Origin of the sequence: Paraburkholderia sp. A1BS-2L, assembly GCF_051125205.1 — a bacterium.
Taxonomy (GTDB): Bacteria; Pseudomonadota; Gammaproteobacteria; order Burkholderiales; family Burkholderiaceae; genus Paraburkholderia.
In genome coordinates, this window is the sequence record NZ_CP120431.1 from 722,044 (window position 1) to 748,084 (window position 26,041).

At 61.6% G+C, this 26,041-nt stretch carries 21 protein-coding genes; 11 read left to right on the top strand and 10 right to left on the bottom strand.

From position 1 onward, the window contains the following. Positions 1 to 211: 211 nt before the first annotated feature. Positions 212 to 1,117 carry a helix-turn-helix domain-containing protein gene (locus P5W98_RS33075; RefSeq protein ID WP_421028794.1) on the top strand — a complete coding sequence of 302 codons (906 nt, stop codon included), beginning with the start codon at positions 212 to 214 and terminating at the stop codon, positions 1,115 to 1,117. Between the two features lie 5 nt (positions 1,118 to 1,122). Here P5W98_RS33075 and P5W98_RS33080 read toward each other — a convergent pair whose 3' ends face one another. The 3 genes from P5W98_RS33080 to P5W98_RS33090 are packed head-to-tail and all read right to left on the bottom strand — an operon-like array spanning position 1,123 to position 4,068. After that, the gene (locus tag P5W98_RS33080; RefSeq protein ID WP_421028627.1) at positions 1,123 to 1,470 is read right to left on the bottom strand and encodes an NIPSNAP family protein; all 348 of its coding nucleotides are present in this window, start codon (positions 1,468 to 1,470) and stop codon (positions 1,123 to 1,125) included. Beyond that, positions 1,467 to 3,188: an FAD-dependent oxidoreductase gene (locus tag P5W98_RS33085; protein WP_421028628.1), complete on the bottom strand. Its 1,722-nt coding sequence runs from the start codon at positions 3,186 to 3,188 to the stop codon at positions 1,467 to 1,469. Before P5W98_RS33085 ends, P5W98_RS33080 begins: the two co-directional genes overlap by 4 nt. Before the next feature lie 34 nt (positions 3,189 to 3,222). Continuing rightward, positions 3,223 to 4,068, bottom strand: coding sequence for an SDR family NAD(P)-dependent oxidoreductase (locus tag P5W98_RS33090; RefSeq protein WP_421028629.1), 846 nt, complete (start codon positions 4,066 to 4,068; stop codon positions 3,223 to 3,225). Positions 4,069 to 4,192: 124 nt separating this feature from the next. On the opposite strand from P5W98_RS33090, the gene P5W98_RS33095 reads away from it, so the two are divergent. Further along, positions 4,193 to 5,125 carry a helix-turn-helix domain-containing protein gene (locus P5W98_RS33095; RefSeq protein WP_421028630.1) on the top strand — a complete coding sequence of 311 codons (933 nt, stop codon included), beginning with the start codon at positions 4,193 to 4,195 and terminating at the stop codon, positions 5,123 to 5,125. A gap of 21 nt (positions 5,126 to 5,146) precedes the next feature. On the opposite strand, the gene benC is transcribed toward P5W98_RS33095, so the two are convergent. Further along, positions 5,147 to 7,936 carry a benzoate 1,2-dioxygenase electron transfer component BenC gene (gene benC, locus P5W98_RS33100; protein ID WP_421028631.1) on the bottom strand — a complete coding sequence of 930 codons (2,790 nt, stop codon included), beginning with the start codon at positions 7,934 to 7,936 and terminating at the stop codon, positions 5,147 to 5,149. 416 nt (positions 7,937 to 8,352) lie between these two features. Between benC and P5W98_RS33105 the strand changes: the two genes are divergently transcribed. Both P5W98_RS33105 and P5W98_RS33110 read left to right on the top strand, forming a co-directional pair. Next, positions 8,353 to 10,980 (top strand): LuxR C-terminal-related transcriptional regulator, encoded by a 2,628-nt coding sequence (locus P5W98_RS33105; RefSeq protein WP_421028632.1) that lies wholly within the window; start codon positions 8,353 to 8,355, stop codon positions 10,978 to 10,980. 424 nt (positions 10,981 to 11,404) lie between these two features. Continuing rightward, entirely contained in the window at positions 11,405 to 12,610 is a 1,206-nt protein-coding gene (locus tag P5W98_RS33110; protein ID WP_421028633.1) for a porin, read from the top strand. Between the two features lie 177 nt (positions 12,611 to 12,787). Here P5W98_RS33110 and P5W98_RS33115 read toward each other — a convergent pair whose 3' ends face one another. Both P5W98_RS33115 and P5W98_RS33120 read right to left on the bottom strand, forming a co-directional pair. Continuing rightward, positions 12,788 to 13,156 (bottom strand): BON domain-containing protein, encoded by a 369-nt coding sequence (locus P5W98_RS33115; RefSeq protein WP_421028634.1) that lies wholly within the window; start codon positions 13,154 to 13,156, stop codon positions 12,788 to 12,790. A gap of 305 nt (positions 13,157 to 13,461) precedes the next feature. Beyond that, positions 13,462 to 14,784, bottom strand: coding sequence for an MFS transporter (locus tag P5W98_RS33120; protein WP_421028635.1), 1,323 nt, complete (start codon positions 14,782 to 14,784; stop codon positions 13,462 to 13,464). A 45-nt stretch (positions 14,785 to 14,829) separates the two neighbouring features. Here P5W98_RS33120 and P5W98_RS33125 point away from each other — a divergent pair, with 45 nt between their 5' ends. From P5W98_RS33125 to P5W98_RS33135, 3 genes are all read left to right on the top strand, one after another. Then, the gene (locus tag P5W98_RS33125) at positions 14,830 to 14,976 is read left to right on the top strand and encodes a hypothetical protein (RefSeq protein ID WP_421028636.1); all 147 of its coding nucleotides are present in this window, start codon (positions 14,830 to 14,832) and stop codon (positions 14,974 to 14,976) included. A gap of 165 nt (positions 14,977 to 15,141) precedes the next feature. After that, entirely contained in the window at positions 15,142 to 16,143 is a 1,002-nt protein-coding gene (locus tag P5W98_RS33130; RefSeq protein WP_421028637.1) for an AraC family transcriptional regulator, read from the top strand. A gap of 205 nt (positions 16,144 to 16,348) precedes the next feature. Then, positions 16,349 to 16,795 (top strand): MarR family winged helix-turn-helix transcriptional regulator, encoded by a 447-nt coding sequence (locus P5W98_RS33135; RefSeq protein ID WP_421028638.1) that lies wholly within the window; start codon positions 16,349 to 16,351, stop codon positions 16,793 to 16,795. A 138-nt stretch (positions 16,796 to 16,933) separates the two neighbouring features. Here the strand turns inward: P5W98_RS33135 and P5W98_RS33140 are convergent, their stop codons facing one another. Further along, positions 16,934 to 17,464 carry a hypothetical protein gene (locus tag P5W98_RS33140; RefSeq protein WP_421028639.1) on the bottom strand — a complete coding sequence of 177 codons (531 nt, stop codon included), beginning with the start codon at positions 17,462 to 17,464 and terminating at the stop codon, positions 16,934 to 16,936. Between the two features lie 231 nt (positions 17,465 to 17,695). Between P5W98_RS33140 and P5W98_RS33145 the strand changes: the two genes are divergently transcribed. Together P5W98_RS33145 and phaC are read left to right on the top strand one after the other, a co-directional pair. Continuing rightward, positions 17,696 to 18,160, top strand: coding sequence for a MaoC family dehydratase (locus P5W98_RS33145; protein ID WP_421028640.1), 465 nt, complete (start codon positions 17,696 to 17,698; stop codon positions 18,158 to 18,160). A 73-nt stretch (positions 18,161 to 18,233) separates the two neighbouring features. Next, complete coding sequence (gene phaC / locus P5W98_RS33150; RefSeq protein ID WP_421074018.1) at positions 18,234 to 19,871, top strand: class I poly(R)-hydroxyalkanoic acid synthase; 1,638 nt, start codon at positions 18,234 to 18,236, stop codon at positions 19,869 to 19,871. A gap of 375 nt (positions 19,872 to 20,246) precedes the next feature. Here the strand turns inward: phaC and P5W98_RS33155 are convergent, their stop codons facing one another. Continuing rightward, on the bottom strand, positions 20,247 to 21,623 hold the full coding sequence (locus P5W98_RS33155) for an FAD-binding oxidoreductase (RefSeq protein ID WP_421028641.1): 1,377 nt from the start codon (positions 21,621 to 21,623) through the stop codon (positions 20,247 to 20,249). Positions 21,624 to 21,727: 104 nt separating this feature from the next. On the opposite strand from P5W98_RS33155, the gene P5W98_RS33160 reads away from it, so the two are divergent. After that, the gene (locus P5W98_RS33160; RefSeq protein ID WP_421028642.1) at positions 21,728 to 22,636 is read left to right on the top strand and encodes a LysR substrate-binding domain-containing protein; all 909 of its coding nucleotides are present in this window, start codon (positions 21,728 to 21,730) and stop codon (positions 22,634 to 22,636) included. Here the strand turns inward: P5W98_RS33160 and P5W98_RS33165 are convergent. After that, on the bottom strand, positions 22,633 to 22,836 hold the full coding sequence (locus P5W98_RS33165; RefSeq protein ID WP_421028643.1) for a hypothetical protein: 204 nt from the start codon (positions 22,834 to 22,836) through the stop codon (positions 22,633 to 22,635). The genes P5W98_RS33160 and P5W98_RS33165 overlap by 4 nt on opposite strands. 103 nt (positions 22,837 to 22,939) lie before the next feature. Here P5W98_RS33165 and P5W98_RS33170 point away from each other — a divergent pair, with 103 nt between their 5' ends. Then, positions 22,940 to 24,241, top strand: a complete 1,302-nt coding sequence (locus tag P5W98_RS33170; RefSeq protein ID WP_421028796.1) for a TAXI family TRAP transporter solute-binding subunit — start codon at positions 22,940 to 22,942, stop codon at positions 24,239 to 24,241. Between the two features lie 36 nt (positions 24,242 to 24,277). Here the strand turns inward: P5W98_RS33170 and P5W98_RS33175 are convergent, their stop codons facing one another. After that, positions 24,278 to 25,852, bottom strand: coding sequence for an intermembrane transport protein PqiB (locus tag P5W98_RS33175; RefSeq protein ID WP_421028644.1), 1,575 nt, complete (start codon positions 25,850 to 25,852; stop codon positions 24,278 to 24,280). Positions 25,853 to 26,041 lie beyond the last annotated feature (189 nt).

The following is a 26,041-nucleotide window of genomic DNA, read 5'->3' on the forward strand; positions in this document are numbered from 1 at the left end:
GAACGGCCAGGGTGACAGGGTCGCTTCCCGCCCCATCTTAATCAGGCATCCGAATCTCTTCCGTAAAGAGCGGACACAAGACATGTTCTGCGTCTTCCACGAAAGAATTTCTGTCGATTCCGCCTGCCTGAAGTATAGGCAGACGGCGTCGGCCGATCATGGACAAAACTATGTAAAAACAGGACAATCTGCACATGCGAGGGAAGACATCATGAGGAAAATCCCTAATTACGAGCTGTACGGCGAAGCCTCGTCCGCCCGGCCCCCGTGGCACGATGCATTCAATTTCGAGTGGATTCCCGAGCGCAGCCGGCCGAATGACTGGAACATTCCCGCGCACCGCCATGACGCACTCCTGCAGTTTTTGTACATCCGCAACGGCCACGGCCACGTCGTCGTCGAGAGCGAAAAAACCCCGTTTGACCCGCCGTGCCTCGTGATCCTTCCCGCGACGGTGGTGCACAGTTTCGTGTTTTCGCCGGAGATCGACGGCCTTGTCGTGACGGCGGCGCAGCGCGCGCTGGAGTCCATTGCGAAGTCTGTTTCGACGACGCTTATCACGGTTCTCCAGCGCCCCGCCGTGATCCCGGTGCGCGGGCCGGCGGCCAGCGACGAAACACTGATGCCGCTATTCAATCTGCTCGAATTGGAATTCCGCCGTGGTGCGGCAGGTTATACGGCGGCGGGGATGTCACTGTTAATGGCACTTTTCGTACAGGCGGCGCGACTGGTCGAACATGCCGACATGCCGGTGGCCGCCCTCGCCGCGCGACGCAGTTTGCAAATCAGACGCTTTCGTGAACTGATTGCCCAGCATTTCCGCGAGCATCGTCCGGTCGAGTTCTATGCAGACGCGCTCGATATCACCGCGCCACAACTCGGGCGCATCTGTCGCGACGAGCTCGGCGCGTCACCCACCGCGCTAATCAACGACCATCTGATTCGCGAAGCGCAGCGCGACCTCGTCTATTCGGGAATGACCGTCAAACAGATCGCGCACAGCCTGGGATTCGAGGACAGCGCCTATTTCAGCCGCTACTTCCGCAAGCAGACCGGCGCGACACCCCGCGAGTTCCAAAGCTCGGCTCATCGCGACCTTGCACTGGGTACGTCGTAGTTGGCTTACTTTGCGACGCTACTCAGCGCGGCCGCACGAATGAGCCGCGTCTCCTGTGCCGTGATCAGATGGCCCGATGCCTCGAGATAGGCCGGGAAATCTGGATGCGTATCGCGTGCAAGGCATCGTCGTTCGTAGTCTGCCAGATCGTCATATCCCCACAGGTGCGTGAACTGGTTCTGCGCCCCGACCAGGCTTGTCCAAAAGCCGAGCGGATGTCCAAGCGTCTCGAGCAGGATCGGCATGGCGAGCCTGTCAAACACTTCGAGAAACTCCGGCATTTTGCGCAGCGCGATCGTGTAGACCCGGAAGTCCACGAGGGGCTTTGCCAGATACATTGGTTGGGTGCTCATGCGCGTACCTTCTCTTTGCAGGTCATGGCCTTGGTGGCGATGGCGTTACCGGTGACATAGCCGAACGTCATGTTGGGTCCATGGGTGATGCCGGCACCCGGATAGTTGCCGCCCATCACGCTGCGCCGGTCATTGCCGACCGCGTAAAGGCCCTCGATCTCGCTGCCGTCGGCACGCAGTACCTCGCCGGTGACGCTGGTCCTGAGGCCGTCGAACGTGCCCAGATCGCCCATCACCACCTTCACTGCATAGAAGGGGCCGGTCGCGATCGGCGCAACGCAAGGGTTGGGCTTGTTATCGGGATCGGCGAGATAACGATTGAACGACGTGCTACCGCGATGGAACGCCGGGTCTTCTCCGCGCGTGGCGTCGAGATTGTAGGCGCTGACCGTCGCTTCGAGCGCATCAGGAACAATCCCGCAATTGCGCGCCAATTCGCTGATCGTCTCGCCCTTGATCAGGTAGCCTTTGCGCAGCAACGGACCCACCGGCATCGGCGCGGGCTTCGCGTACCCCAGTCCATACTTGGCCAGCGCGACCTTATCGCAGATCAGCCACATCGCCGTCTCCCGTTCACCCTCGCAGGCGCGGATCAGCGCCGCGCCAACATCATGGTAAGAGTTCGACTCGTTGGTAAAGCGCTGACCGCTGCGCAGCACACCGATCACGCCCGGCTTGTAGCGGTCGAGCAGGTGCGGAAACACGCCTGTGCGGCCCTTGCCGAAGGGCACCTCGGAGACAGGCATCCAGGCCGCCGCATCGGGAAAGCCAAGTTGCACTGCGCCGCCCACCTTCTCCGCCATGGTCAGCCCGTCGCCCGTATTGCCGACGGGCGTGGGCGAGAGATGCTTCCCCCCACGCTTCACATGCGGATAGACCTGCGCAATGCGCTTGCGATCATGCGGAAAGCCACCGCAAGCCAGCACGACGCCGTGCCGGGCAGTGATGCGAAGATCGCCGTCCGCAGCGGTTGCGCGCACACCGACCACCGTGCCGTTCTCGCTCAGCAGTTCCTTCACGGGCGTCGAAGTGCGGATCGGAATATCGATTGCCAGCGCCGACTTCGCGAGCCTCGCAGCAAGCGCGTTGCCGCTCGTGACGTTGATCCCGCGCCGGTAGAGCGCCAGTTCCTTGAGGTGCGTGGCCAGACGCCGGGCCACGTAGCAAAATGAAACAAGGGATTTGGTCGCGCGGAAGAAGTGTTTGAGGTCAGCGTTCGAGGAATTGAACATCATTCCCATGAAGGTGATCGTCTCGAGCGGCGGCTTGAGGCGCTGCATGTCCTTGCCCAGACCGCGAATGTCATAGGGCGCGGCGAGGATCGAGCGGCCGATGTCGACGCCGCCGGGCGCATCCGGGTGGTAGTCCGGATAGAGCGTGGGCACGAACTTCATCTCGGTCTCCCGCTCGAAGAACTCGACCATTTTCGACCCGTTCTCGATAAAGCATTGGACCGCAGCAGCATCGTAGTTGCGGCCCGTCTCGCTCATCATGTATTCGCGCACGTGCTCGACGGTGTCCGCCGGGCTCTGCTGCCGGCCATATTTGCTCAGCGGAATCCACAAGACCCCGCCCGACAGCGCGGTGGTACCTCCGAACACGGACTCCTTTTCGAGCACGATGACATCGAGGCCGCGCTTCTTTGCAGTGATCGCGGTGGCGAGGCCTGCGGCACCCGATCCGACCACGACCAGATCGCAAGTGATCTCCTTGGCCATATTCACTCTCCTTTTCGTTATGGTGTGAGGGTGCTCACACGGCCGGGGTGGCGTTAAAGCCAGGGCGCGGAACCATGTCCATCAGCATGCAATCGAGCCCGCCGTCGACAAGCACTTCGGCGCCATTGACGTAGGCAGCCAGGTCAGAGGCAAGGAACAGTGCCGGACCGGCGAGATCCTCCGGCTCGCCAATGCGGCGGCTCGCGGTAGCCGCAGCGCGGCGAGCCTCGAATCCAGGCTCCTCGTAGAATTTCGCGGACAACGCAGTGCGGATCATGCCGGGCAGCACGCAGTTGCTGCGCACGCCGCGCGGGCCCCACTCCGCCGCCAACTGCCGCGAGAGCAGCAGCACGCCGGCTTTGCTCGGGCTATAGGAGCCACTATTGGTCTGCGGATTGAGCGCCGCAATCGAGGCAACATGAACGATACTGCCCTTGCCCCCTGCCAGCATGTCGCGCCCGAACGCGCGGGCACACAGCAGATAGCCGGTGAGGTTCACGGCGATGGCCTGATTCCAGTCTTCGATCGAGACCGTCTCGAGCGGACCGGAGCGTAGCAATCCTGCATTGTTGACCAGCACGCTGGCCGGACCGAGCGCTGCGCGAACTTCGCCGGCGGCTGCGGCAACCGAAGCTTCGTCCGACACGTCGCAGCCGATAGCGTGCGCCACGGCGCCGGCTTTCCGAAGTTCGGCGGCAACGGCTTCAGCGCCGGCAAGATTCCGGTCTACGAGCGCCACACGTGCTCCAACACCGGCGAAGGCGCGCGCAATACCGGCACCAATACCGCTACCCGCGCCCGTGATCACGCAGACCTTGCCGTCGAGGTTCAAACCGTAGGGGGCCGAAACGGCGGCGAGATTTTCCATTTGCTGTGCCATGTAATTACTTTCCCTAAAATTTTCCGTGCAATTACGCTTCCTGAAATCCGTATCGCCATTGAACGCCCCAGGCGCCTGTGGAACAATGGACAGAGACTACATATAACAGGACATACCGTGCATCATGGCCCATGACCCAAAGCGCCGCCGGACCGTTCTGCACTTCGCGCTCTACGGCGCGGAAGCCGGCCAATCCTGGGTCGACATGGTCCATTACGAGCCGATTCCCCTGCGAGCCGGACGCTTCGACTTCGAGATCAAGCCGCACGTCCACGACGCGCTGATCCAGGTGCTCTACGTCACCCGCGGGGGCGGCGAAACCTTCATCGACGGCAAAACATGGGCAGTCGTTGCACCATGCCTGATCGTCGTGCCCGCTCACTCGGTCCACGGCTTTCACTTTCGCAGCGACATCGACGGGCACGTCATTACAGCCGCTCAGCCCGCGCTGGAATCGCTGGCGATGACGGCCGCGCCCGAGTTGCTGGAATTCATGCGCACGCCAACGGTGCTCACGGTCGATCCCGACGTCGAACGCGGCACACCGCTGGACACGCTTTTTCAGTCGATCGGGCACGAGGCGGAGAGCCACGAGCGCTGGCAGTTCACCGCAGGCGCGGCACTGGCGATCGCCCTCTTCGTCAAGATCGGACGCCTCAGCGAGAGCGCCCGGCTTTCAGCAAGCTCCGAGCAGCGGACAATGGCGGCGCGCATCGAACGGTTCCGCGCCCTGCTCGACCGCCATTGCCGCGAGCGGCGGCCAGTGGCGAGCTACGCCGACGAGATGGGTGTAACCACCGGCCAGCTCTCCCGAATCTGCCGCGCCACCTTCGGGGTCTCGGCAATCGAGGCAATCGACGCACGCTCGATCCACGAGGCCAAGCGGCTGCTCGGCTATTCGACGCTCAGCGTGAAGCAGATCGCCAGTGAACTGGGCTTTCAGGACGAGGCCTATTTCGGCCGATTCTTCCGCAAGCAGACGGGACTGCGGCCAACCGAATACCGCTCCGCGGCCCACGATCGATCCTTGCCGCCTGAAAAGGGGGAAGCGGACTGACCCGAGCGCCCCTCCTCCGGTTCAGGCCGACAATCTGTCCAGCTTGACGAACAGGTGCTCGGGCCCTGAGTTGGTCAGATTGTTTCCCCGCACATACTGGATCGGCCTTGCTGGATCGAGCGCAATACCGCCAATCTTGCGGGCCAGCGCCTTCGTCGCAATCAGTGTTTCCAGCTTGGCGAGCGGCGCGCCAAGGCATTTGTGCATGCCGTTGCCGAAACCCAGGTGGCCGCTGGAATCGCGGTCGATGTCGAACGTCTCACCGTCGACAAACTTGCGGCTGTCGCGGTTCGCGGCCGACAGCAGCAATCGCACCACCGCCCCCTTGGGCAGATCCACGCCCGCGACCGTGGTTGCTTCGGTGGTGATGCGGCTCACACGCTGGACTGTTCCGCGATAGCGCGCCACCTCCTCGACGAAACGGTCGGCGTCGGCGGAGTTTTCGCGGATCCGTCCCAGCAGATGCGGCTGTTCGGCGAACATGCGGAAAGCGTTGGCGACAAGGATGGTCGTCGTGTCATGCCCGGCGATGAAGACGAAGGCACACAGTTCCTTCGCCTCCTTTTCCGAAAGCAGACCGTCCTTCCACATGCGCGCGATATGCCCGCCAATCGACTGGCTGTCGGTGAGTGCAAGCCGCTCCATCGCTTCCTTCAGGTATGCGAAGAAAGCCTGCGCGCTTTGCTCGTCGGTGCCGGTCCCCGGTGCATTGCGGGCGAGCCGCCCGAAATAGCTAAAGGTCTCGTCCGACCAGAACTTCATCTTCTCCTCATCCTCGTTCGGCACGTCGATCATCGTGGAGATGGTCGAGATGCTGAGCGGGATGGCGAAATCGTTGACGACATCACCGCCGCCTTTGTCAATCATCGCGTCGAGCAGGTCCTCTGCCCTTTGCGCGATCTGTTCGACAAAGGGATCGAGCGACAGCGGCAGGAAAGACGGCTGGACGACCTTGCGTAAGCGCGAATGATCGGGCGCATCGAACAACGTGAGGAACGTCAGTGGCGGCGGGCTGACAACCTCGGATGAAAACAGCTTTGGATTACGAATCGCTTGATAGACGTCGTCATAGCGCGAGAGGAACCAGACGTCCGAAGTCGCCGACTGGCAACGCAGCACCGGCGCGTGCTCCCGCATCCAGCGGTAGTGCTCGTAAGGGTCGCCTTGCGAGCCGTCATCGACCACCTTGAATGGCTCCAGCCCCTCGGGCCAGTCCAGTTCGTGTGAATAGGCCGGAAGAGTCCTGGCGGTGAACGGGCAAATCTGCGGTGCGCTCTGCGGCACGGCAAACGGGGCAGCGGTGGGCGCTGCGACCATGGGTGCGCTCTTGCCCAGCGCCATACGCTCCAGCGCCCGGCTCATCGTGGCCCTGGAATGGTGAGCATGCAGCGCAATCACGTCTCGCGCCGCATTCAGGTCCCCCAGTTCGAACGCGGCAACAATGTCCCGGTGCTGCTGGACGATATCGCCGACGATCTCGATCTGGTCGGTCAGCGCGCGGGCGATGTAGTCCTGCACAGCCAGTTGCCGGTAGAGCGCGATCAGCTGGGTATTGCCAGAAGCTTCGATCGTGAACATGTGGAAGGCGCGGTTTGCCTCGATGTAGCGCGCCACGTCGGTAAAGCGGTGCCCGCACACGAACTGCGCCGTCGCTTCGGCGAGTTGGCGAAAGTTGATCAATTGCTCGCTCGACAGCCGGCCCATCGTCAGTTGAGCCGCTCCCAGTTCGAGAGCCATGCGCAGGTCGAAGGCTTCATCGACATCAACAGGCGCGATGCGCTCCTCGCCGGTCTGCACCACCAGGCCAGTGCCGGCGAATTTCTCATAATAGAAGTTACGCGGCGTCAGCCCTTCGGACGAGAGAAAATTGCGCACTGCATCGACCATCGGCGGCGGGCCGCAGAGATAGACATCCGCATCGCCATCGTTGAGCTGGGAGGCAACGATGTGGTGAGTTACATACCCCTTGTTGGGATAGGCACTGTCGGGGTTGGAGACGGTGCAGGCATAGGTGAAGTTCGGCAGGCGCTGCGCATAGGCTTCGAGCCGGTCGAGGCCGACCAGATCCTCATCGTTGTTCACGCCGAGGATCATGTGGACTGGATACGGGCTGCCGCCGTCCTCCACAATCTTGTCCAGCATCGAGAGAAACGGCGCGAGGCCCGTGCCACCCGCCAGGAACAGCACCGGGCGCTCGATGGAGCGCAGGTAGAAGCTCCCCATTGGGCCACGAAATTCGATTGGATCCCCTACTTTGGCGGATTCGCAAAGCCAGGTCGACATCGTGCCTTGACGCACGTTGCGCACAAGGAAGGACACGTGCCGCGCGGACGGCCCCGAACTGAACGAGTAGGACCGCGTCTGATCGGTGCCGGGCACCCGGATGTTGACGTACTGCCCAGGAAGGAAGCTGAGATCCACACGATTATCGAGTTCGACCGAGAAGACGATCGTGCTGTCCGACGCTCGTTGGCAGGTGATGATCTGTCCACTGAAGGAGGACGGGCCGGTGCCCGAAACATCGGAGTTCGTGGCGATCTGAATCACGCAGTCCGAACGCGGGCTCATCTGGCAGGTGAGAACCTTGCGGGCGCTCGCCTCCTCAGGACTAAGCGCATCTTCCACGCAGTCGCCCAGAACGTACTCGCCAGACTCGCAAACCGCCTTGCAGGTGCCGCACACGCCATCACGGCAATCGAGCGGAATATTGATTTTCGCGCGAATGGCGGCATCGGTGATGCGCTCTGTATCTTCGCATTCGATGAAGCGGGTCACTCCATCCTCAAAACGTAGGCTTATCTGGTGGGCCATGGCGGTGTCTCCTCTAGAGCCGCCCGAACATGGCGCTCCGCTGGCGGCATGCTCGGGCTGGGGCGGCGCGAGCTAACCGTGTTTCTCGCAAGCGCCCGGTGGGGTTAATGCCGCCAATTTAGAGCCTGTGCCGCATTCCCCTCAACGGACAGAGACAACGTTCACCCGGACAAAACGTGCATCGCGATCGATGCCAAAGGAATGTAGCAATTTGCGCTCCACCCGCCTTCCGCGGGCACTGTCAGGTTGAGGGAGATGTAACGGTAGAACGCTATAATCAATTCAACCCCGCCTGCCCCCGTTTGCATTGGCACGTTCGCGACGCGGTCCTTGCCCCCAATCCGATGACAACGCAACTATCAGCCCAAAGTCCGGAAGCGACGCTCAAGATCATTCCGCCGCGCGCGCCGAGGGACATGCTGGCCCGTACCCGTCTGAGGTCGGACAGCGAGCAGTTTCGCGATCGCGCCGTGACCGTTGTGCAGGCGCCGCCGGGCTTCGGGAAGACGTCGCTCCTGATCCAGTGGCGACAGGAATACCTGAGACACGGCAGCGCTGTTGCGTGGCTCTCGCTCGACGGGCACGACGATCCTCAACGCCTGCTCGGAGGTCTCACGCTTGCCGTGCGCGCCGGGTCCGGCAAGGTGACGTTCGGCAAGCGCCTGCTAGAGGGCGGCGCGATTGCGGAGTCGCCACTGGAGGCGCTCACGGTATGGCTGGCGGAAGTGGCCCGCACTGCGTTCGATACCGTGCTGATGCTCGACGAAGCCGAAAAGCTGCCGCAGGCGAGCCAGGACGCGCTTGTCTATCTGCTCGAAAACCTGCCGCCCAACCTGCGTGTGGTGATTGCCGCGCGCGCCGGCTTCGACAAGGTAATCAGACGCCTGGGGGCGGCTGGACGGTGCGTCACGGTGGATGCCGCTGCGCTTCGCTTTCGGCTGGACGAAACCATTGCCCTGATAGGCAAGCGGCTCGACGCAGTTGTCGATGCTGAAGCGAGCGCACGATTGCATGACATCGCGGAAGGCTGGCCGCTAGGCCTGCAACTCGCCCTTGCCACCATTGCCGACTCCGGTGACCCCGTAGCGAGCATCGACGCCTTTGCCAGCAGCACCGCCGGCATTCGCGAACAGTTCGTCACCGCGCTGCTGGAGAGGCTAAGCACTGAGGACACGGAATTCCTCGTGCGCGTATCCATTGTCGAGATTCAGCACGAGGATCTTTGCGCGGCACTCACGGGGGAACACGACGCAGGTAAGCGCCTCCTTCGGCTTGCGCGGGAGACGCCGCTCTTCGTTGTCGGCGCGCAGGGGCGTGGCCAATGGTTCCGCATGCACGCGATGGCGCGCGAAGCGCTGCGCGCGCGTCTGGGCGCGCAGCCACAGTCCGCACGCGAAGATCTGCACCGCCGCGCGATGCAGTGGCTGGCCGACAACGGCATGGCCGAAGCGGCCGCGCGCCACGCGCTCGCGTGCGGGCAGGAGGAAACCGCATATGTGCTCGCCCAGCGGTCGTTGCATGAGGCCGTCACGCAGGGCCATGTCGTGGCCGTGCTCGAGTGGCTCGAATGGTTGCCTGAGCCTGTGCTGGAGCGACATCCGCGACTACGGCTTGCGATGGCATGGGCGCTTGCGCTCAGCGACCGGCAGCGACAGGCCGAGGAGCAGGCGCAGGCGATCTTGCGCAGCACCGAGCCGGATGACGCAATGCGCTTTGAGATCGACCTCATTCTGAGCGCGGCGGCCTACTTCGCGGATGAGCCGGACCGGGCGGCGCACCTGCTCGAACGCTGGGGCAACGCTCCGCCCGTTGGCGATCCTTGGTTGCAACAGGTGCAAGCCAACCGGCTGTCGGTGCGCGCCATCATGGCCGGTGAATACGCGGCGGCGCGTCAGTACGGACGACATGCGCCGCGCGGGGGTGCCAGTGCGGCCGACCGTTACGTGGTTCGCTGGCGCACGTGCTTTACGGGCTTCAGCTACCTGCTCGAAGGGCAGGTCCTGCTGGCGGAGCGCACGTTGCGCCCGTCGCTCGTGCAGGCGGACGACGATCTCGGTCGCCGCCACCCGTTTTCCTGCATGCTCGCGGCCCTGCTCGCTGCAACGCGCTACAACCAGGGCGACCTCGACGAAGCGGCGGCGTTGCTTGCAAACCGGCTGGACGTCATCGAGCGCAGCGGTACGCCCGATGCGGTGATCTTCGCCTACCGTACCGCCGCCCGGGTCGCAGCGGCTTGCGGCGCGGAGCACCGGGCCTTCGATTTGCTCGAAACGCTCAATGCCATCGGCGCCGCCCGCCATATGCCGCGGCTAAGCGTGGTGAGTCTGGCCGAGCAGATCAGGCTGCACAGCGGCCGTTTCCGTTCGGCGAGCTGTCACACGCTTGCCAACCGGCTGGACGATCTGGTCGCCGCACACGCCACCGAGGATGCACCGCTCGCGCGCGGCGTCCTGCTCATGCACCAGCAGATCGCGCGAGCGTTTGTCGCATTCGCTGCTCAGGACTGGCGAAGCGCAGACGAGGCACTGGCACTTGCGCAGCGGTGGACCGATTCGATGAAGCTCGGAGTCGTTGGCGCCGAGATCATGGCTTTACGGGCGTTCGCGCGGGACCGCTGCGGGGAAGACGGCACCGCTCTGCTGCGGGAAGCGAAAGACCTGGCGGCGACTTATGGAATGAATCTCGCCGCGCTCGCCCTTCATCCTGCGCTCGTCGACTGGTTGCGCGAGCGCGCGGCCGACAGCGACGCACCGCCCGTGCGCGTCCGCTCGACCATGCCCGCGTCCGCTGGCGCGTTGCAGGATGCCGAAACAGGAGACGGCCCGCGCGTCATGCCCAGTACAGCGCTTACGCCCAAGGAGCGCACCGTGCTCGAACTGGTAAGTCGCCACCTCACGAACAAGGAGATTGCGCTTGCCATGGGTGTCGGCCAGGAAACGGTGAAGTGGCATCTCAAGAATCTCTTCGTCAAGCTCGACGCGACGTCGCGCAAGCAGATCGTTCGCCGCGCGCAACTGATGGGTTTGATTCAGGAAATCGCCTGAAGGACCCAATGAACCCGTCAGCGTCTTAAAGGCTCCCCGCGTTTTCCCTATGATGAATGACAAGATTCAAAGTTCTACGTTGAAGTACGGCATTTTCAAACGTTGAACGATTAGCCTCTCGATAGATGACATATCAATCTAATACCGAATCGAGCGGGACTCCATGATTTTGTCAACAGGATGCAACGCGAATAGGACGTCACCCGGTGTCATGGACCTGAAAAGCGCCTGCTGATCGGGCCCGGAAGTCCGACCCGCAAGGCTTTCCGGCTTATACCACGTCACGGAATTACGGAAAACCCGCCCACCCACTGATGGGGGGAAGGATTTGTACGCTCGCACGTATCCTTCTTAATCAGTTGCAGCGTCATCTTTTTTGAGCGCTGTCACCCGGGTGATAGAACATAGTTACGCAGGAGACCACATGAAGTTGAGAATCACGTGCGCCGCGGCCATTTTCGCATTTGCAGGCGCAGCACACGCGCAATCGTCGGTGACGCTTTACGGAGTCGTGGACTCTGGTTTGCTTTACCAGAGCACGTCGGCATCGTACGCAGCGGCGCCCTTCCTGCCGAACACCAAAATAAACGGCAACGCAGGTCATGTGGTCCAGCTCAAGGACGGTGGCATTTACTCGAGCATCTTTGGCATGAAGGGCTCGGAAGACCTTGGTGGCGGATACGCCGTCAACTTCAAGCTTCAGGGCGCGTTCAACAGTTCCACGGGCCAGTCGCAGAAGACCGGCACGCCCACTGGAACCGCGATGTTCACCCAGGTCACGTCCGTCGGCGTGTCGGGTCCGTTCGGCAAGATCGATTTTGGCCGTCAGTTCGCTCCGATGGCCTATGCAATGGCCGAAACGGACGTGCGCAATGCGCAGTACTTCGGCAGCGTCCTGACCGCCTGGCTGACCATGAACACGATGTCGGGCTGGACCGGAAGCAACACGAACGGCCAGATTGGCGCACTGTATGACGACAATGCGATCGTCTACAACTCGCCGTCGTTTTACGGTGTGTCCGCTGCACTCGAGTTTGCTCCCGGCGGCGTGGCGGGGCAGGCTCAAGGCGGCACGCGCGAGTCGGCCGTGCTCAAGTATTCGGGCTTTGGTCTGAACGCCGATGCCGTCTACTACAACGGACACGATGCCAACCCGTACTCGTATGCCTCGCTCGGTAACCCTGCGACTGCCACGACCGGCATCCAGCCGACCGGCCTGAACAACAACCGCTTCGTCTATTTTGGCGCGAAATACACGTGGCACGGCATCTCGATCTCCGGTTCGTTCAGCAACGGGCGCAATCCGGCCAACCCGAATGGGGTACCGAAGGCATTTGTGGTCTCCGGTGACTTCGACATGTGGACTGGCGGTCTTGGCTACCGCTTCTCCCCGGCGCTCAATTTCACCTCGGGCGTCTACTACCTGAAGGACAACAAGAACAACTCGAACCAGTCGACCGCCTACGCAATCGGCGCCGACTACAACGTATCGAAGCGCACGCTGATTTATGCGCAGGCTGGCTACGTGTCCAACCGCGGCCAGATGAACCAGGAACTTATTTATGGAACGCCTGTAGCCCCGGGCAAAAACACCACGGCCTTCAACATCGGCATGCGCCATACCTTCTAAGACGTATCCGCTCAACCCGAAGCCGCCGAAAGGCGGCTTTGTCATTTTCTGCTTTGTCGTTTCTGCGCCGCCCACGATCTTGTAGCGCGCATCCACGAAACGTCGGACCCGATCCACTTCCGCCACCAATCTGCATGGCCCGCCGGCAGGCTACAGCCTGCGGCGTGCCTTGCATGCTTACATACCGCCCAGGGGCTTCTGGACCGTCAGCTTGTTTGTCACCGAGGTCACGCCGGGAACGCCCCTGGCGATCTCAGCGACCTGCTCGACCTGTGCGGCATCCGTAACCGAGCCATTCAGCGTCACCGCCCCATTCTTCGCGGTGACACCAATACTGCCGCCGTGGATCTCCTTGTGCCTCGCAATCGCCGCGTACACCGCACGGCGCAGCTTGGTGTTGCCTGGTGCAGCGGGCGCCGCTGTGCTGGACGCCGTCGCAGCCGCAGTGCCAGGTGCGCTGGCCGAGGTTTGGGCCGACGCGTTCAGGGCCGCTGCGGCGAGCAGTGCGCAGAGCGCCAGGCTGAGGGTCTTCGTAGTCGTGTTCATTACATACTCCTGTGGTTATTGCTGCTGGGTGAAACGCGGTAATCCAGCCGGCCATTACGCCGCCCGGTAGATTCATGCAAGCGCTCTGTTTTGCGCGATGTCGAATCTCTTGTCTTTTACTCGGACGCAAAAAGCAATTCGCCTGTGGCGGAACTGGCTCGTCCCTGCCCCAGGCGTCTTTCCCTGATCTGCATTTGCTTGAATTGCAAGGCACGCGGCGGCACCCATGACTACGAGAAGTGTTCTCGTGCAACTTTTAAAAACACGATGTTAAATCAATTATACAGTTGCAAAATCAATCACATTTAGCGCACGGCCTCTTCGCGCAACCTGTTCACGCGATCGAGATCGACGACGTAATTGCGCCTGCCGATCAGGAACACGGCTGCTGCAACCAGCGGCGCGAATGGCACGAGCTGCAGCGCACCGAGCAACCCGATGCGATCGGCCATGAAGCCGGTCAGCACGGCGGCGGGCGCGAGCCCCAGCAGGTTGTTAGCCAGCGTCAGCGTGGCAAACGCTGAGGCGTGGATCGACGGCGGCGTGAGGTTCGCCACCATCGCGCCCGAGGGGCCGGCCGCGCCTGCGCAGAAGAACATGCCGGCGCCGATCATGGCGAGTTGCGCCGGACCTGCCGGCATGCGCAAGCCAATTGCGAGCAGTGCGAAGCAGATCAGGCAGTACGCTATCGCGATGCTCCATTTCCGTTCGCCGACGTGCCTGCTGAAGCGGTCCGCAAGGTTCCCGCACACCACCATGCCGAGGCCCGTCACCAGGACGAACGCCGCGGCAGTCACGGCAGCCTTGCCGGTGGCCATGCCGTAGTAGCGGTTCAGGAAGCTCGGCATCCAGCTCCAGATGGCGGCCGGAACCAGCAGATGAACGCCGCTGCCCACATAGGCACATACGACCGAACGCGTGGAAAACAGCCCCTTCATCAACGCGCGCAAGCTCGTGCGCATACCGATGTCCTGCGCTTGCCTGCCCACGCTTTCCAGCTGCAGCGGCGCAAGCCGCTTTTCGGTGACAACGATACGATAGAGACCGACCAGCACGATCCCCATGGCCGCCATCGCGCCAAACGAGGCGCGCCAGCCGAGATGAGCCGCAACCGCACCACCGAGCGCCATGCCCAGCACCGAGCCGAACGCGCCGCCCGCCATAAAGGCGCCGGTGATCGTGGAGCGCAGCCGCGCCGGGAAAATACTTAGGACCACCGCGATTCCGACGCTGCCATAGGCGGCTTCGCCAATACCGACAAAGGCGCGCGCGAGGAGCATTTCGCCATAGTTGGTCGAGAGCGCACAGCCGAGCGTCGCGAGGCTCCACATGGCCGCCATCAGGGCGATGCTCTTCACGCGGCCCCAGCGGTCGGCCAGCACCGAAAGCGGAAAGGTGAGCACGCCCACCATCAGCGCGACCACACTGCTCAGCGAGCCGAGCCGGGTGTCCGAGAGGTGCCATGTCGTCTTGAGCAGCGGGAATACGGCATTCAACACCTGCCGTGACATGTAATCGGAAAGCAGCAACCCGACGGTCAAGGCGAACACGACCCACGCATATGTGCGCACGTTCGTTTGTTTCACCGAAAAATCGCCCGCAATGGGCTCGGCATGCGTGGTAAGCATCTTGGGTCTCCTTACGTCGCGCTCGAGGTCGGGCGCTGTTGTGACATGCTGCACATCGGAAAAATGGCGGCAGGTTATCGATACTGGCTGGGCCGTCACCAGCCCGCCGAGAATTGCATCGTGTTCTTCGATATGGGTGTCCCGGCATTTCGCGCCGCGGCTGGTCGCATGAAACACCCGGAACATGACTGACCCATGGCGATGGCAAGATACGCCTGAATCGCGATACACTTTTATGATTGGACGCCATCGTTTTAGGGCTTCGTGCCACCAGGCGTTAACACCAATCCATGCGAAAACGCGGCCGCTGCCGAATGAAGACAGGCGGCAAGCCAGATGCGTGGGGGAGACGTAATCATGGAAACGATGCTGCGCGCGGGCGCAATGAGCGGATATCTCGACGTGGCGCGGCGGGCTGGGCTGAACCCGGTCGAGCTTGCTCAGGAAGCCGGAATCGACGCCGCGGCGCTCGCAAATCCGGACGGGCGCATTCCCGCCTCCGCCGCTTGCCGGGTCCTCGAGCTCACGGCCGAAAAGGCATCGTGCCCGACTTTTGGCCTGCGAATGGCCGAAACGCGCCAGAAGTTCGGCACGGGCCTCATCAACGTGCTGCTCGCGCACAAGCGCACGTTGCGCGAAGTGCTGCTCGCCGCGGCCGAATACCGCCATCTGTTGAACGAAGCCCTCGCGATCTATGTCGAGGATGCGGGTGACACGGTGACCATCCGCGAGGAACTGGTCGTCGATCCGGGCATTCCGACGAATCAGGCGATCGAACTCGCTGTTGGCGCGCTTGCGCGCCACGCCAGCGCCCTGCTCGGTGATCGCTGGAAACCCCGTTCCGTTCATTTCGTCCATCGTGGGCCGGCTGATCTCACGTTTCACCGCCGCTTCTTCGGCTGCCCGCTGGAGTTCGGCAGCGACTTCAATGGCCTCGTATGCGCCGCCGCCGACCTCGACTACCCGAACCCCGCCGCCGACCCTGAGTTGGTGCGCTATGCCGAGAGCCTCGTCGATTCGCTCAATGTGGCGGGCGTCGGCTCCGTCGCGCTCGAAGCGCGCAAGGCGATCTACCTGCTGCTGCCGCTCGAGCAGGCCACTGTTGAACGGGTGGCCGCGCATCTGCATCTGAGCGTTCGCACCATGCAGCGCCAGCTTGGGCTCGCCGATACGAGCTTCACGCGACTCATCGAGGAAGTGCGCTCCGAGCTGGCTGTGCGCTACATGAATAACCCACGCTATCCGATCGGGCGGGTCTCCCTCCTGCTTGGCTATTCGCAGCAGGGCTCATTCACGAACTGGTTCAGCGCTCGCTTTGGCATGACGCCGCGCGACTGGCGCAGTAGCCACCTGAAATGACCGCGTGGCGATCGCGTTGCGCGCAGGACAACCACTCGGCAACGGCCTTCGTCATGGTCGATGATTCAACTTCATGATTGATCCATCAACCTTTTGCAGCTCGTGGTTCGATCGCCCGCACTGGGCCATGCAACGTAACGGCCACGATGGGGTCCATGTAAAATAAGGCCAGATTGAATGTCAAGTCCACAAACAGAGAGTAGTCATGGCAATCACTGCAGCGCCCGATCAATCCCTGACGTACCGGCTAAAGGCTTTAAGCAAGATCGCTGACAAGAAGAGCGGCGAAGTCGCGCGCGACAGGCTTGGCCTGAGCTACCCCGAGGCGATCGTGCTCAGCGTCGTTGGGACGTTCGGTCAGCAAACCATCAGGGATATTTCCCGCCGTGGCAATCTCGACAAGGGCCAGGCAAGCCGTACCGTGGAAAGCCTGATCGCCCAGGAAATGCTGACGAAAACAAGCAACGACGTTGACGGGAGAAGCGTGGTGATCGGGCTGTCGGCTGACGGCCGGAAGATTTTCAAAAAAGTCGGTCCGGCGATGGAGAGACGGGACAAGGAACTCTATAAGGGCATGGAAGAAGAAGAACTTCTGGCTTTGCGCTACCTGTTGGACAAGGCGCTCTCCATCAACGGATGGGACGAGTCCTGAAAGGGCTGCCGCGAGCCGGCGAATTCCCTGCCGCTAACGGGCGCATGGAGTTCACCGCGCGCGGCTGCCGCTCTGGCTGCCATCAATTACCCTATCGCCCCGTCATCCAGGACACCCCTTGAAGCAAACCCGCCAGATTCAAACGTGGCGGGTTTTTTTTGCCTGCGTGGGCCTGGTTGCCGCCTTCCTCGCTGGCTGTTTCGCGGCCGTTGCCGCAACCCGAGGGCTACGCCGCGCATTCCGCTCGGGTGTCTTGCTACGAAAGTCGATGCCCGCTTTATCGAGGATATCGATAGCCAGCTTGCCTTTGTCCGCGCTTGCGCTCGCGGATGCCAACTGTGCGGCCTCGGTCGAGGCGGCCGTCTTCGGGGCCGCTGCACTCGCCTTCCCGGCCGCGGTGGCAGGCTTGCGGCGGACGACGGGATTTTCGACTTCAGCGCTTGCGCTCACCTCTTCAAGCGTGATGCCAAACCTGGCCATCTCCGCGCGGATTCTCACGATCGCCTCGGCGCGCTCGCGCTCCAGCGCTCCCTGCGCCTCTTTCTGCAGATTCTGGATGTCGAACATGATCTCATCGTATGTACGCGGCATCGCCAACTCCGGATTTTTTGCCTCGCCATTATAGGCCGGGCTGATGCCGAGATTAGGCGATTGGTCCACGATCTGCATCGGATCCCATCGGCATTCGTTGGCGACGCGATACGAACAACATCTTCATCGCAATTGAACATAGTTGATTTGTCATATAAATGACGATGACAGATTGCCGGCTCGTACTGGTGTTAACACCGAGTGTCACGAAATACCAAAACTCTGGCGTCCAATCATAAAAATATGATGCGGGATTGTCGTATTGTTCATAGCAACAACGAATACCCATCCTTTAGATTAAAGAAACCCATGAATGAGCTTTCTGGTTACGACTTCGAAGACTTGAAACCCGGTATGGAGGCAAGCTTCGCAAAAACGATCACTGAAGCAGACATTGTCCTGTTTGCTGGCGCGTCGGGCGACAACAATGCCGTCCATATCGACGAAGAATTTGCGCAAGGCACGCAGTTCGGGGGCCGCATAGCACACGGAATGCTGACTGCAAGCGTCATCTCTGCCGCGATAGCTGGCCGGCTGCCGGGACCGGGCACTGTCTATCTCGGGCAGAATCTGCGCTTCAAGGCGCCCGTCAAGCCCGGCGATACGGTACGGGCAACCGTGACAGTCCGCGAACTGATTCCGGGCAAGTGCCGCGTTGTTCTGGATACCGTGTGTACGGTGGCAGGAAAAGTGGTCATCGATGGCGAAGCCGTCGTCATGCCCACATCACTTCAGAAGCGCAGTAGCGCCAAGTTGAGCGTGGTGAATCGATAAATACTCAACGAGCGCGCAAATGATTACTCAACCCAATGTGGCGGAAGGCGCCGTTCAGGCGTGGTCCAACGCGATGCTGGAGTTCCTGAAGATGTTCTCCGGCGTCGCATTTGTTGCAGACGCTCTCCCGGGTCCGCAACTTGACGCGAGCACGCAATACTTGCAACAACAGTTGACGCTGTGGGCCGCCACGCTAACCCGCTCCGTTGGCATGGACACGCTGCCTGCGATCAGCCCTGAGCGGCACGACCGCCGGTTTCAGGCGGACGATTGGTCGAGCAATGCCTGGTACAGCTTTCTCAAGCAAAACTACCTGCTCAACGCCCGCCTCCTCGAACAGTACGTCGAGGCAGTATCCCTTGATGATAAGGAAAAGCAAAAGCTGCGGTTCTTCACGCGCCAGTTCATCGATGCTGCCAGCCCGGCAAACTATGGCGTCACGAACCCGGAAGCCCTGCGGGCGGCGCTCGAATCCAACTGCGAAAGTCTATGGGGCGGCATCGCCAACCTGCAAGACGACTTCGCTCGCAAGACCATTTCCATCACCGATGAGACCGCTTTCGAAGTTGGCCGCAACGTCGCCGTATCGGAAGGGGCAGTCGTATTCGAAAACGATCTCTTTCAGTTGATCCAGTACGCACCCCTAACCGCACAGGTCGCGAAGCGGCCATTGCTGATCGTGCCGCCCTGCATCAACAAGTTCTACATTCTCGATCTGCAGCCCGAAAACTCGTTTGTGCGCTTTGCGGTCGAGCAGGGACAAACCGTATTCATCATTTCCTGGCGTAATCCCGACGCCGATCTGGCACGCACGAGCTGGGACGACTATCTGGAATCGGGCGTTATGCAGGCGATCGACGTCACGCTGGCGATTACGGGCGCAGACAAGGTCAACACCGTCGGCTGGTGTGTGGGCGGCACGATCCTCTCGTCGGCGCTGGCGGTGACGCGTGCGCGCAACGAAGACAAGGTCGCGAGCCTGACGCTGCTCACAACGATGCTCGACTTCACCGATCCCGGCGATCTCGGTGTTTTCATCAACGAGCAAACCGTTTCACAGCGGGAGCTGACCATTGGGCGCAGCGGCATCTACCCTGGCCGCGAACTCGGCTTTACGTTTCAGATGCTGCGCGCCAACGATCTCATCTGGCCTTATGTCGTCAACAACTATCTGAAAGGCAAAACGCCGTCGGCTTTCGATCTCCTGTACTGGAACGCCGACAGCACCAACCTGCCGGGACCGATGTACACGTGGTACGTGCGCAATATGTATCTCGAGAACAATTTGTGCGAGCCCGGCAAGCTGAGCATGTGCGGCATGCCGGTGGATCTTGGCCTGATCGACACGCCCGCCTATGTGCTGGCCACGCAGGACGATCACATCGTGCCGTGGCAATCGGCATGGCGCAGCACGCAGCTGCTTGGCGGCGACGTGAACTTCGTCCTCGGGGCTAGCGGTCACATTGCCGGCGTCATCAATCCGGCAACGAAGAACAAGCGCAGTTATTGGGCCGAAGGCGATCTCGGCGGCGACGCCCAAGGCTGGCTGGCTTCTGCGGAGGAAATGCCTGGGAGCTGGTGGAATCATTGGGCCAGTTGGCTGGCGACTCACGCGGGCGGCCGGGTCAAGGCCCGCGCGCGGCTTGGGAATCGCAAGCACGAGCCGTTCGAGCCGGCACCGGGCCGTTATGTCAAGGTGCGGGCAGACTGAGCAACGCCGGGCAAGGCGCGCGGGTTTCCGCGCTCGCGCGCCTGAATACGCGCTCGCATCGGCGCCATCTGTTGGCACGCCAAGCCGTGCCCTCCCCTTTGGCGGGCAAGTTGCACTAGCCGGCGAGGGACAAGCGCTGCGCCATTTCACGAGACCTGCATTGCGCCTCGGTCATGATTTCATTCTGCTCGACCAGGCATGCCGCGCCATTTTCAGCGATCTTGATGCCCATATCGGTGCGCAACGCGTCCACCTCAACGTGGCCTTTTAGGTTTCGTTTCCATCGACAGTCTTCGCGCTCGTGTCGAACGGCTTGGGGATTTCACTGCTGACCGCCAACTCCCGGCTGAACCGCCTGAATGCGAATGGCCGCCATCAAGGCAACGGCCGGATGTTCTGATTCATGCGAAAGAAGTTCGTCTGATCATACCGGGCCTTGATCTGCTGAAGCCTCCGGTAGTTCGGACCGTATGCCGCGGCAATGGGCTCGCCCGCCTCGTCGTCATCAAGGTAGTTGACGTAGCGGCCGGAGGCGAAGAATGGCTGCATTTTTTTGTAGGTCTCACGCGCCCAGGCCACACATGCCCCGGTCTCGGCAGGCTGCATCCATTGGCTGAGCACGAGGAAGTTGTAGCCTTCGCGGCGATGCGGGAAAGCCGTATCGCTCACATCGACACGGGTGACCGCGCCGTGAAAATGCTCGAGCAGCAATTGGCCCATAGGCGTCGGGCAACGCGCGAAGCAATCGATCATGGTGTCGATCACGGCATCGCTTAGTTCAGCAAGGAAGTTGGATTTCCAGTAGTTGAGCGCGCCTTTGGGGTAGTTGGCGTCGAGCATGCCATTGAGTTGCGTGTAGGGCATGGGCCCCACAGCATCCAGCAGGGGCGCGGCGAACTGCTTGAGCGGGCGCATGGCCGTTTCGGCGTCCGCCAGCGGCCCGCAGTGGCAAGTCACCATGGCGGTCACCGGCAGGCCTGAGCCGTCCGGCGCATGCGTCAGCGTCGCGAACAGCGTGTGCTCGTCGGGCAGCGCGCGTGTGCGATCGCGGAAAAATTCCAGCAGATCGCGAGCGCGCTCGATCGGATGGACGATTGGCCCGCCGGTGATGGTCGGGCCTACCGGGTACAGCGCATACTCGAAACCCGTGGCGACTCCAAAGTTCCCGCCGCCGCCGCGCAGCGCCCAGAACAGTTCGGGCTCCTGCTCCCTGCTCGCTTGCAGGACCTTGCCGTCGGCTGTGACGAGTTCCACCGCCAGCAGGTTATCGAGCGCCAGTCCGTATTTGCCCATCAGCCAGCCGATTCCACCTCCGAGAGTCAGCCCTGCAATGCCCGTGCTGGAGACCACGCCTCCGGTGACCGCCAGGCCGTGCAACTGCGTCTCGCGGTTGAGTTCGCCCCAGGTGACGCCGCCTTGCGCCCAGACCGTTCTATGCTGCGGATCCACGCGGATTCCCTTCATCAGCGACAGGTCGATGACCACCCCGCCATCGATCGTCGCCCGTCCCGCCACGTTGTGGCCACCGCCTCGTACGGCGACTTCGAGGCCGAGTCTGCGGGTCAAGTCGAGGGCGGCCACCACGTCGGCCACGCCAAGGCATCGGGCGATCAATGCTGGCCGCTTGTCGACCAGACCGTTGTGAACCTTCCTCGCATCGTCATAGCCAGCGTCCGTGGGACACAGCAGCTGCCCGCGGAAAGTGGTTGCAAGCTCGGCCGCGGCTTCGGCCAGGGACCCAATTGGCAGCATGGCGTTTTCTCCTCGAGTTCGCTTCAAGTCTCCATCGAAACGACCCCAGGAGCAAACGCGAAGAATTCAGCTGAAGGTGAAATAATTTCATCTACACTGCCCATATGCACAAGCTGCCGCCTCTCGTCGAGCTCCGCACCTTTGAAGCTGCCGCGCGCCATATGAGTTTCCAGAAGGCCGCGCTGGAATTGTGCGTGTCGCCCACCGCGATCAGCCACCAGATCCGGCTGCTCGAGCGCTACTGCGGCTGCGCGCTGTTTCGCCGGAGGCCACGGCCTCTTGCGCTGACCGAAGCCGGCGCTCGGCTGCTCCCTGGCGTGCGTAACGGACTGGAATCTTTCGCAGTTGCCATCGCGGCCGTGAAACGGGATGGCGACCAGCAGCCCCTTCGTGTAACGGCCACCAACGCCTTCGCCAGCCGCTGGCTGGTGCCCCGACTGCCGGCATGGCGGAAATTGCATCCGCACGTGCCGCTGGAAGTGATCGGCACCGATGCCGTGCTCGATCTGCAGGCCGGCGATGGCGACGTCGCCATTCGTTATGCGACCTGCCGGAAAACGCCCTCGGACGGGATCGTCGATGCACTCGTGAGCGATACCTTTTGGCCCGTCTGCAGTCCGCACCTGCTATTAGAAGGCGAACTAAAGCGGCCCGCCGATCTCGCGAGGCATGTCCTGGTCCACGCCTGGTGGGGGCCGGCCGACCGTGACCCACCCACGTGGCAGCGATGGCTGGCCGTGGCTGCGCGAAGGTGGCGCGGCGTACCCGAGTTCAAGGACATGCAGCACCTGAGTTTCCGCGAGGAACTGCATGCGATTGAGGCGGTCATCGCAGGCCAGGGCATCGGCATTTTCAGCGACATGCTCGTGGCGCCCGAACTCGCCGCCGGTACGCTGGTAAAAGCCTTCCCACTGAGCTTGCCTGGCTATGGCTTTTATGTAGTACGCAGACCAAACCATCCGCGCGAGCGAACCATTGCGGCGTTTTCTGAGTGGTTGCGCTCGGTCGTTTAAAAGGTATTGATTCGCTTCTGGGTTACTGGTTTTGCCAGTTTTGATACTCGCGAATCGGCATATCGGCCTGATTCAGCTGCGACCTCTGAAATGCCATAAAGGGCAGGCTGCAGCGTGAGCAGGCCGAGCGAAAAATACGCCATAATCTGTCGCCAGATAATCTTGTTTCGAATCACGGGTATTGCCAGCGTTTCCACCATAGCGAATCACGGTTTGTCACGAATCTTGACGCGATAAAACTGGAGAAGCGAGTCACGGATGTCCAGACCCAATCCCACGCTGCATCGCAGCCAGAAACCGCCCATGACCCGGGCGAAGCGGCGCCTCTTGATCTTTGGGACAATCGCTTTGTTAGCGGCGCTTGGCGCGATACTGGCGAGCGTGATCGCCCCAGCCTTCCAGCACACCATCGTCATCACCACGGGCGCGGACAACGGCATCTATCGCGGCTTTGCGGATCGCTATGCGCCCATCCTGAAGCGCGCAGGCATCAAACTCGACATCCGCAGTTCATCCGGCTCGGTGGAGAACTATGAGCGGCTGCGGGACCCGAATAGCGCCTATGAAGTCGGCTTTATCCAGTCGGGCACGACCAGTCCGCAGGCAACCGACGGTCTGCAGACGATTGCTGCCGTGTCGTACGAACCGATCTGGGTGTTCTATCGCAGCGACACCACGGTCGACCGGCTGACGCAACTGCGCGGCAAGAGGATTTCCATGGGCGTGCCCGGCAGCGGTCTGCTCAACGTGGCAAAGGTATTGCTCGGTTATAGCGGCATCACGAGCGAAAATTCCACGCTGCTGCAAATGGATGCGCCTGCCGCTTATCAGGGACTCCAAAGCGGCCAGATCGATGCGGCGTTCTTCATTGGCAGACCCGATGCCGATATGCAGAAAGCCCTGCTGAATAACAAGACCCTGAAGTTGATGAACTTCGCGCAGGCCGACGCGCTGGTTCAGAAATTCCCGTCGCTTTCGAAAATTGTCTTGCCGCGCGCCTCCACCAGTGTCGCCGAGGACCTGCCACGCACCGACGTCACGCTGCTCGCGGCAACGGCACTGCTCGTATCGAAAGACACGATGCATCCGGCGCTTGCCTATCTGCTGCTCGACGCGGCTCACACCATTCACGGCGGCGAAGATTACTTCACGCCGATTGGCACGTTTCCGAACCTGCGCACCGAGGAATTTCCGATCTCCGATGAAAGCATCCGCTATTTCAAATCCGGCCAGCCATTCCTTTACCGCTATCTGCCCTTCTGGCTCGCGAGCCTGATTGAACGGCGGTTATTGATCCTCGTGCCATTCGCGGCGCTCCTGATCGGTCTGATTCAGGCATTGCCACGCATGGTGGAAGCGCGGATGAAAAAGCGGCTCGTGGTCTGGTACCGCGAAATCAAGGCGCTGGAAGACGAAGTGTGGAACAACCGCGAGCCGTCTCGCGCACAAATTGCGCAATGGCGCGATGAGATCGAAAACATCGACGCGAATGCCAGCCGGATACGGATTCCCTATCGCTATTTTCAGGACGTTTACGCGCTGAAGCAGGCGATCGGTGTCGTGCGCGACCGCATTGCGCAGGTTGCCCAGAGGGCGAAGGAATAGGCAATAAGCCTGTGCGCAAAAATTTACGCCCAGGGCTTATTGCCCGCTTTTGCCCCGAAGCAGTGATTCAGGATGGCGCTCCAGGTAATCCGCCATCGCGTTGAAATATTGCAACGTGGGCGTCAGACCTTGCAAGGACTGATGCACCTCCACATGGAATGGCGAGCCTTGCTGCAAGAAGACCCCGGCTCCAGCAAGCGATTGCTGGGTGGCGTCCAGAGCGTCGCTTAATGGCGGCAGGACATCATTGCTCAAAGACGTCATCTTTCGGTTCATGCCTTGCAATGACGTATTCAGGTTCGTGCCCATTTCATCGAGCGGCACCTTGTCGAGCTTTGCCGCCATCTCGCCGGCCTGGTTTTGCAGCGCGAGGACCTTGCTTGGCACGGTCGGCAATTCGATTACATCGTGATCGAAATCTGCCTTGGCGGGCTTCGCCTCCGGGAACAGGCTCAGCGCCACATAGAGCCGCCCCGTCAGCACGTTGGCGATGCGCAGTTGCCCGCGCAAGCCGCGCGCGACCATGGCTTTCATCGCGGCTTTACCCTCGATCGAGTGCGTTTCAGGAAATTCGCCGCGCGAAAGGCGCCGCAGGCGTTGCGGGTACACATTCATGCTCACCGGCATGATGAGAGTACGCGCCCGGCGATCGTAATCGATGCCGATGTTCGTTACCTCGCCGATCACGATTCCCTGAAAGTCCACCGGTGCGCCCACCGCGAGCCCACGAAGCGACTGATCGAAATACATCACCACGCGCAGCGGCAAACCGTCCGGCTCACGCATTGCTTCGGCCTGGTTTGCAGCTAGGGTGAACGCCGTGTTGTCGGGGGCTTGAGGCTGCGGCGGACTATCGGGCCGCGCTTCGAATGCCAGCCCTCCCGCAAGGATGCTTGCGAGCGACTGCGTATCGATATTGACGCCGTTCGAGGCGATTTTCACCTTCACGCCACTCTCGCGCCACCATCGCGTGTTCGTCATCACGTACTGATCGAAGGGGGCCTTCACAAACACGTCGACGTTGACGCTCGCCCCGTCCTTGCCGATCGAATAGCCGATCACCTGACCAACCCGATCTCTCCGGTAAAAAATGGGCGAGCCGACGTCGAGGGCGCCGAGCGTTTCGGCGTGCAGCCGGTAGCGATGGCCCTTTTCATCGACAGTCACGGCGGGCGGCGCTTCCAGGCCGACGAAATCGCTTGCCTGCTGTTTCGATCGGCCGGCGTCGGCTTCGATATACGGGCCGTTCAGCAGTGCGGAGAGTCCCGACACGCCACTTGCGCCAACTCGTGGCGCCACCACCCAGAACCGGCTGTCCTTCGCGGTGAATTTTTCCGCGTCCCTGGTGAGTTCAACGGTAACCAGCACGCGGGAGAGGTCGTGAGAAAGCCTGATCGCGCGGACAATGCCGATGTCGACGGACTTGCATTTGATGCGGGTCTTGCCGCGCTCGAGGCCTCCGGCGGCAGCAAAGCTGATCGTGACGGTGGGACCGCGCGAGTTTGCCGACCGGACGATCAGCACGACGCCAAGCAAGGCTGCGACGAGCGGAATGGTCCAGACGAGCGAAGGCAGCCAGCGCGCCCGGGAACGCGACGCCCCCTCCCTCATTTCGCCACCGGCTCGCGACGATATAGATCGATCAGATGAATGAGCCGCGCTGGAACCCGTTCGACACGCATGGAACCACTCCGTACGTTGGACAAACGACGATAGCTCGACATTGAATCGAGCGACTGCAATGTGCGCAACGGCCCCGGATTGCTGTCCGTTCCGCCAATACCACTCAACCGCACACCA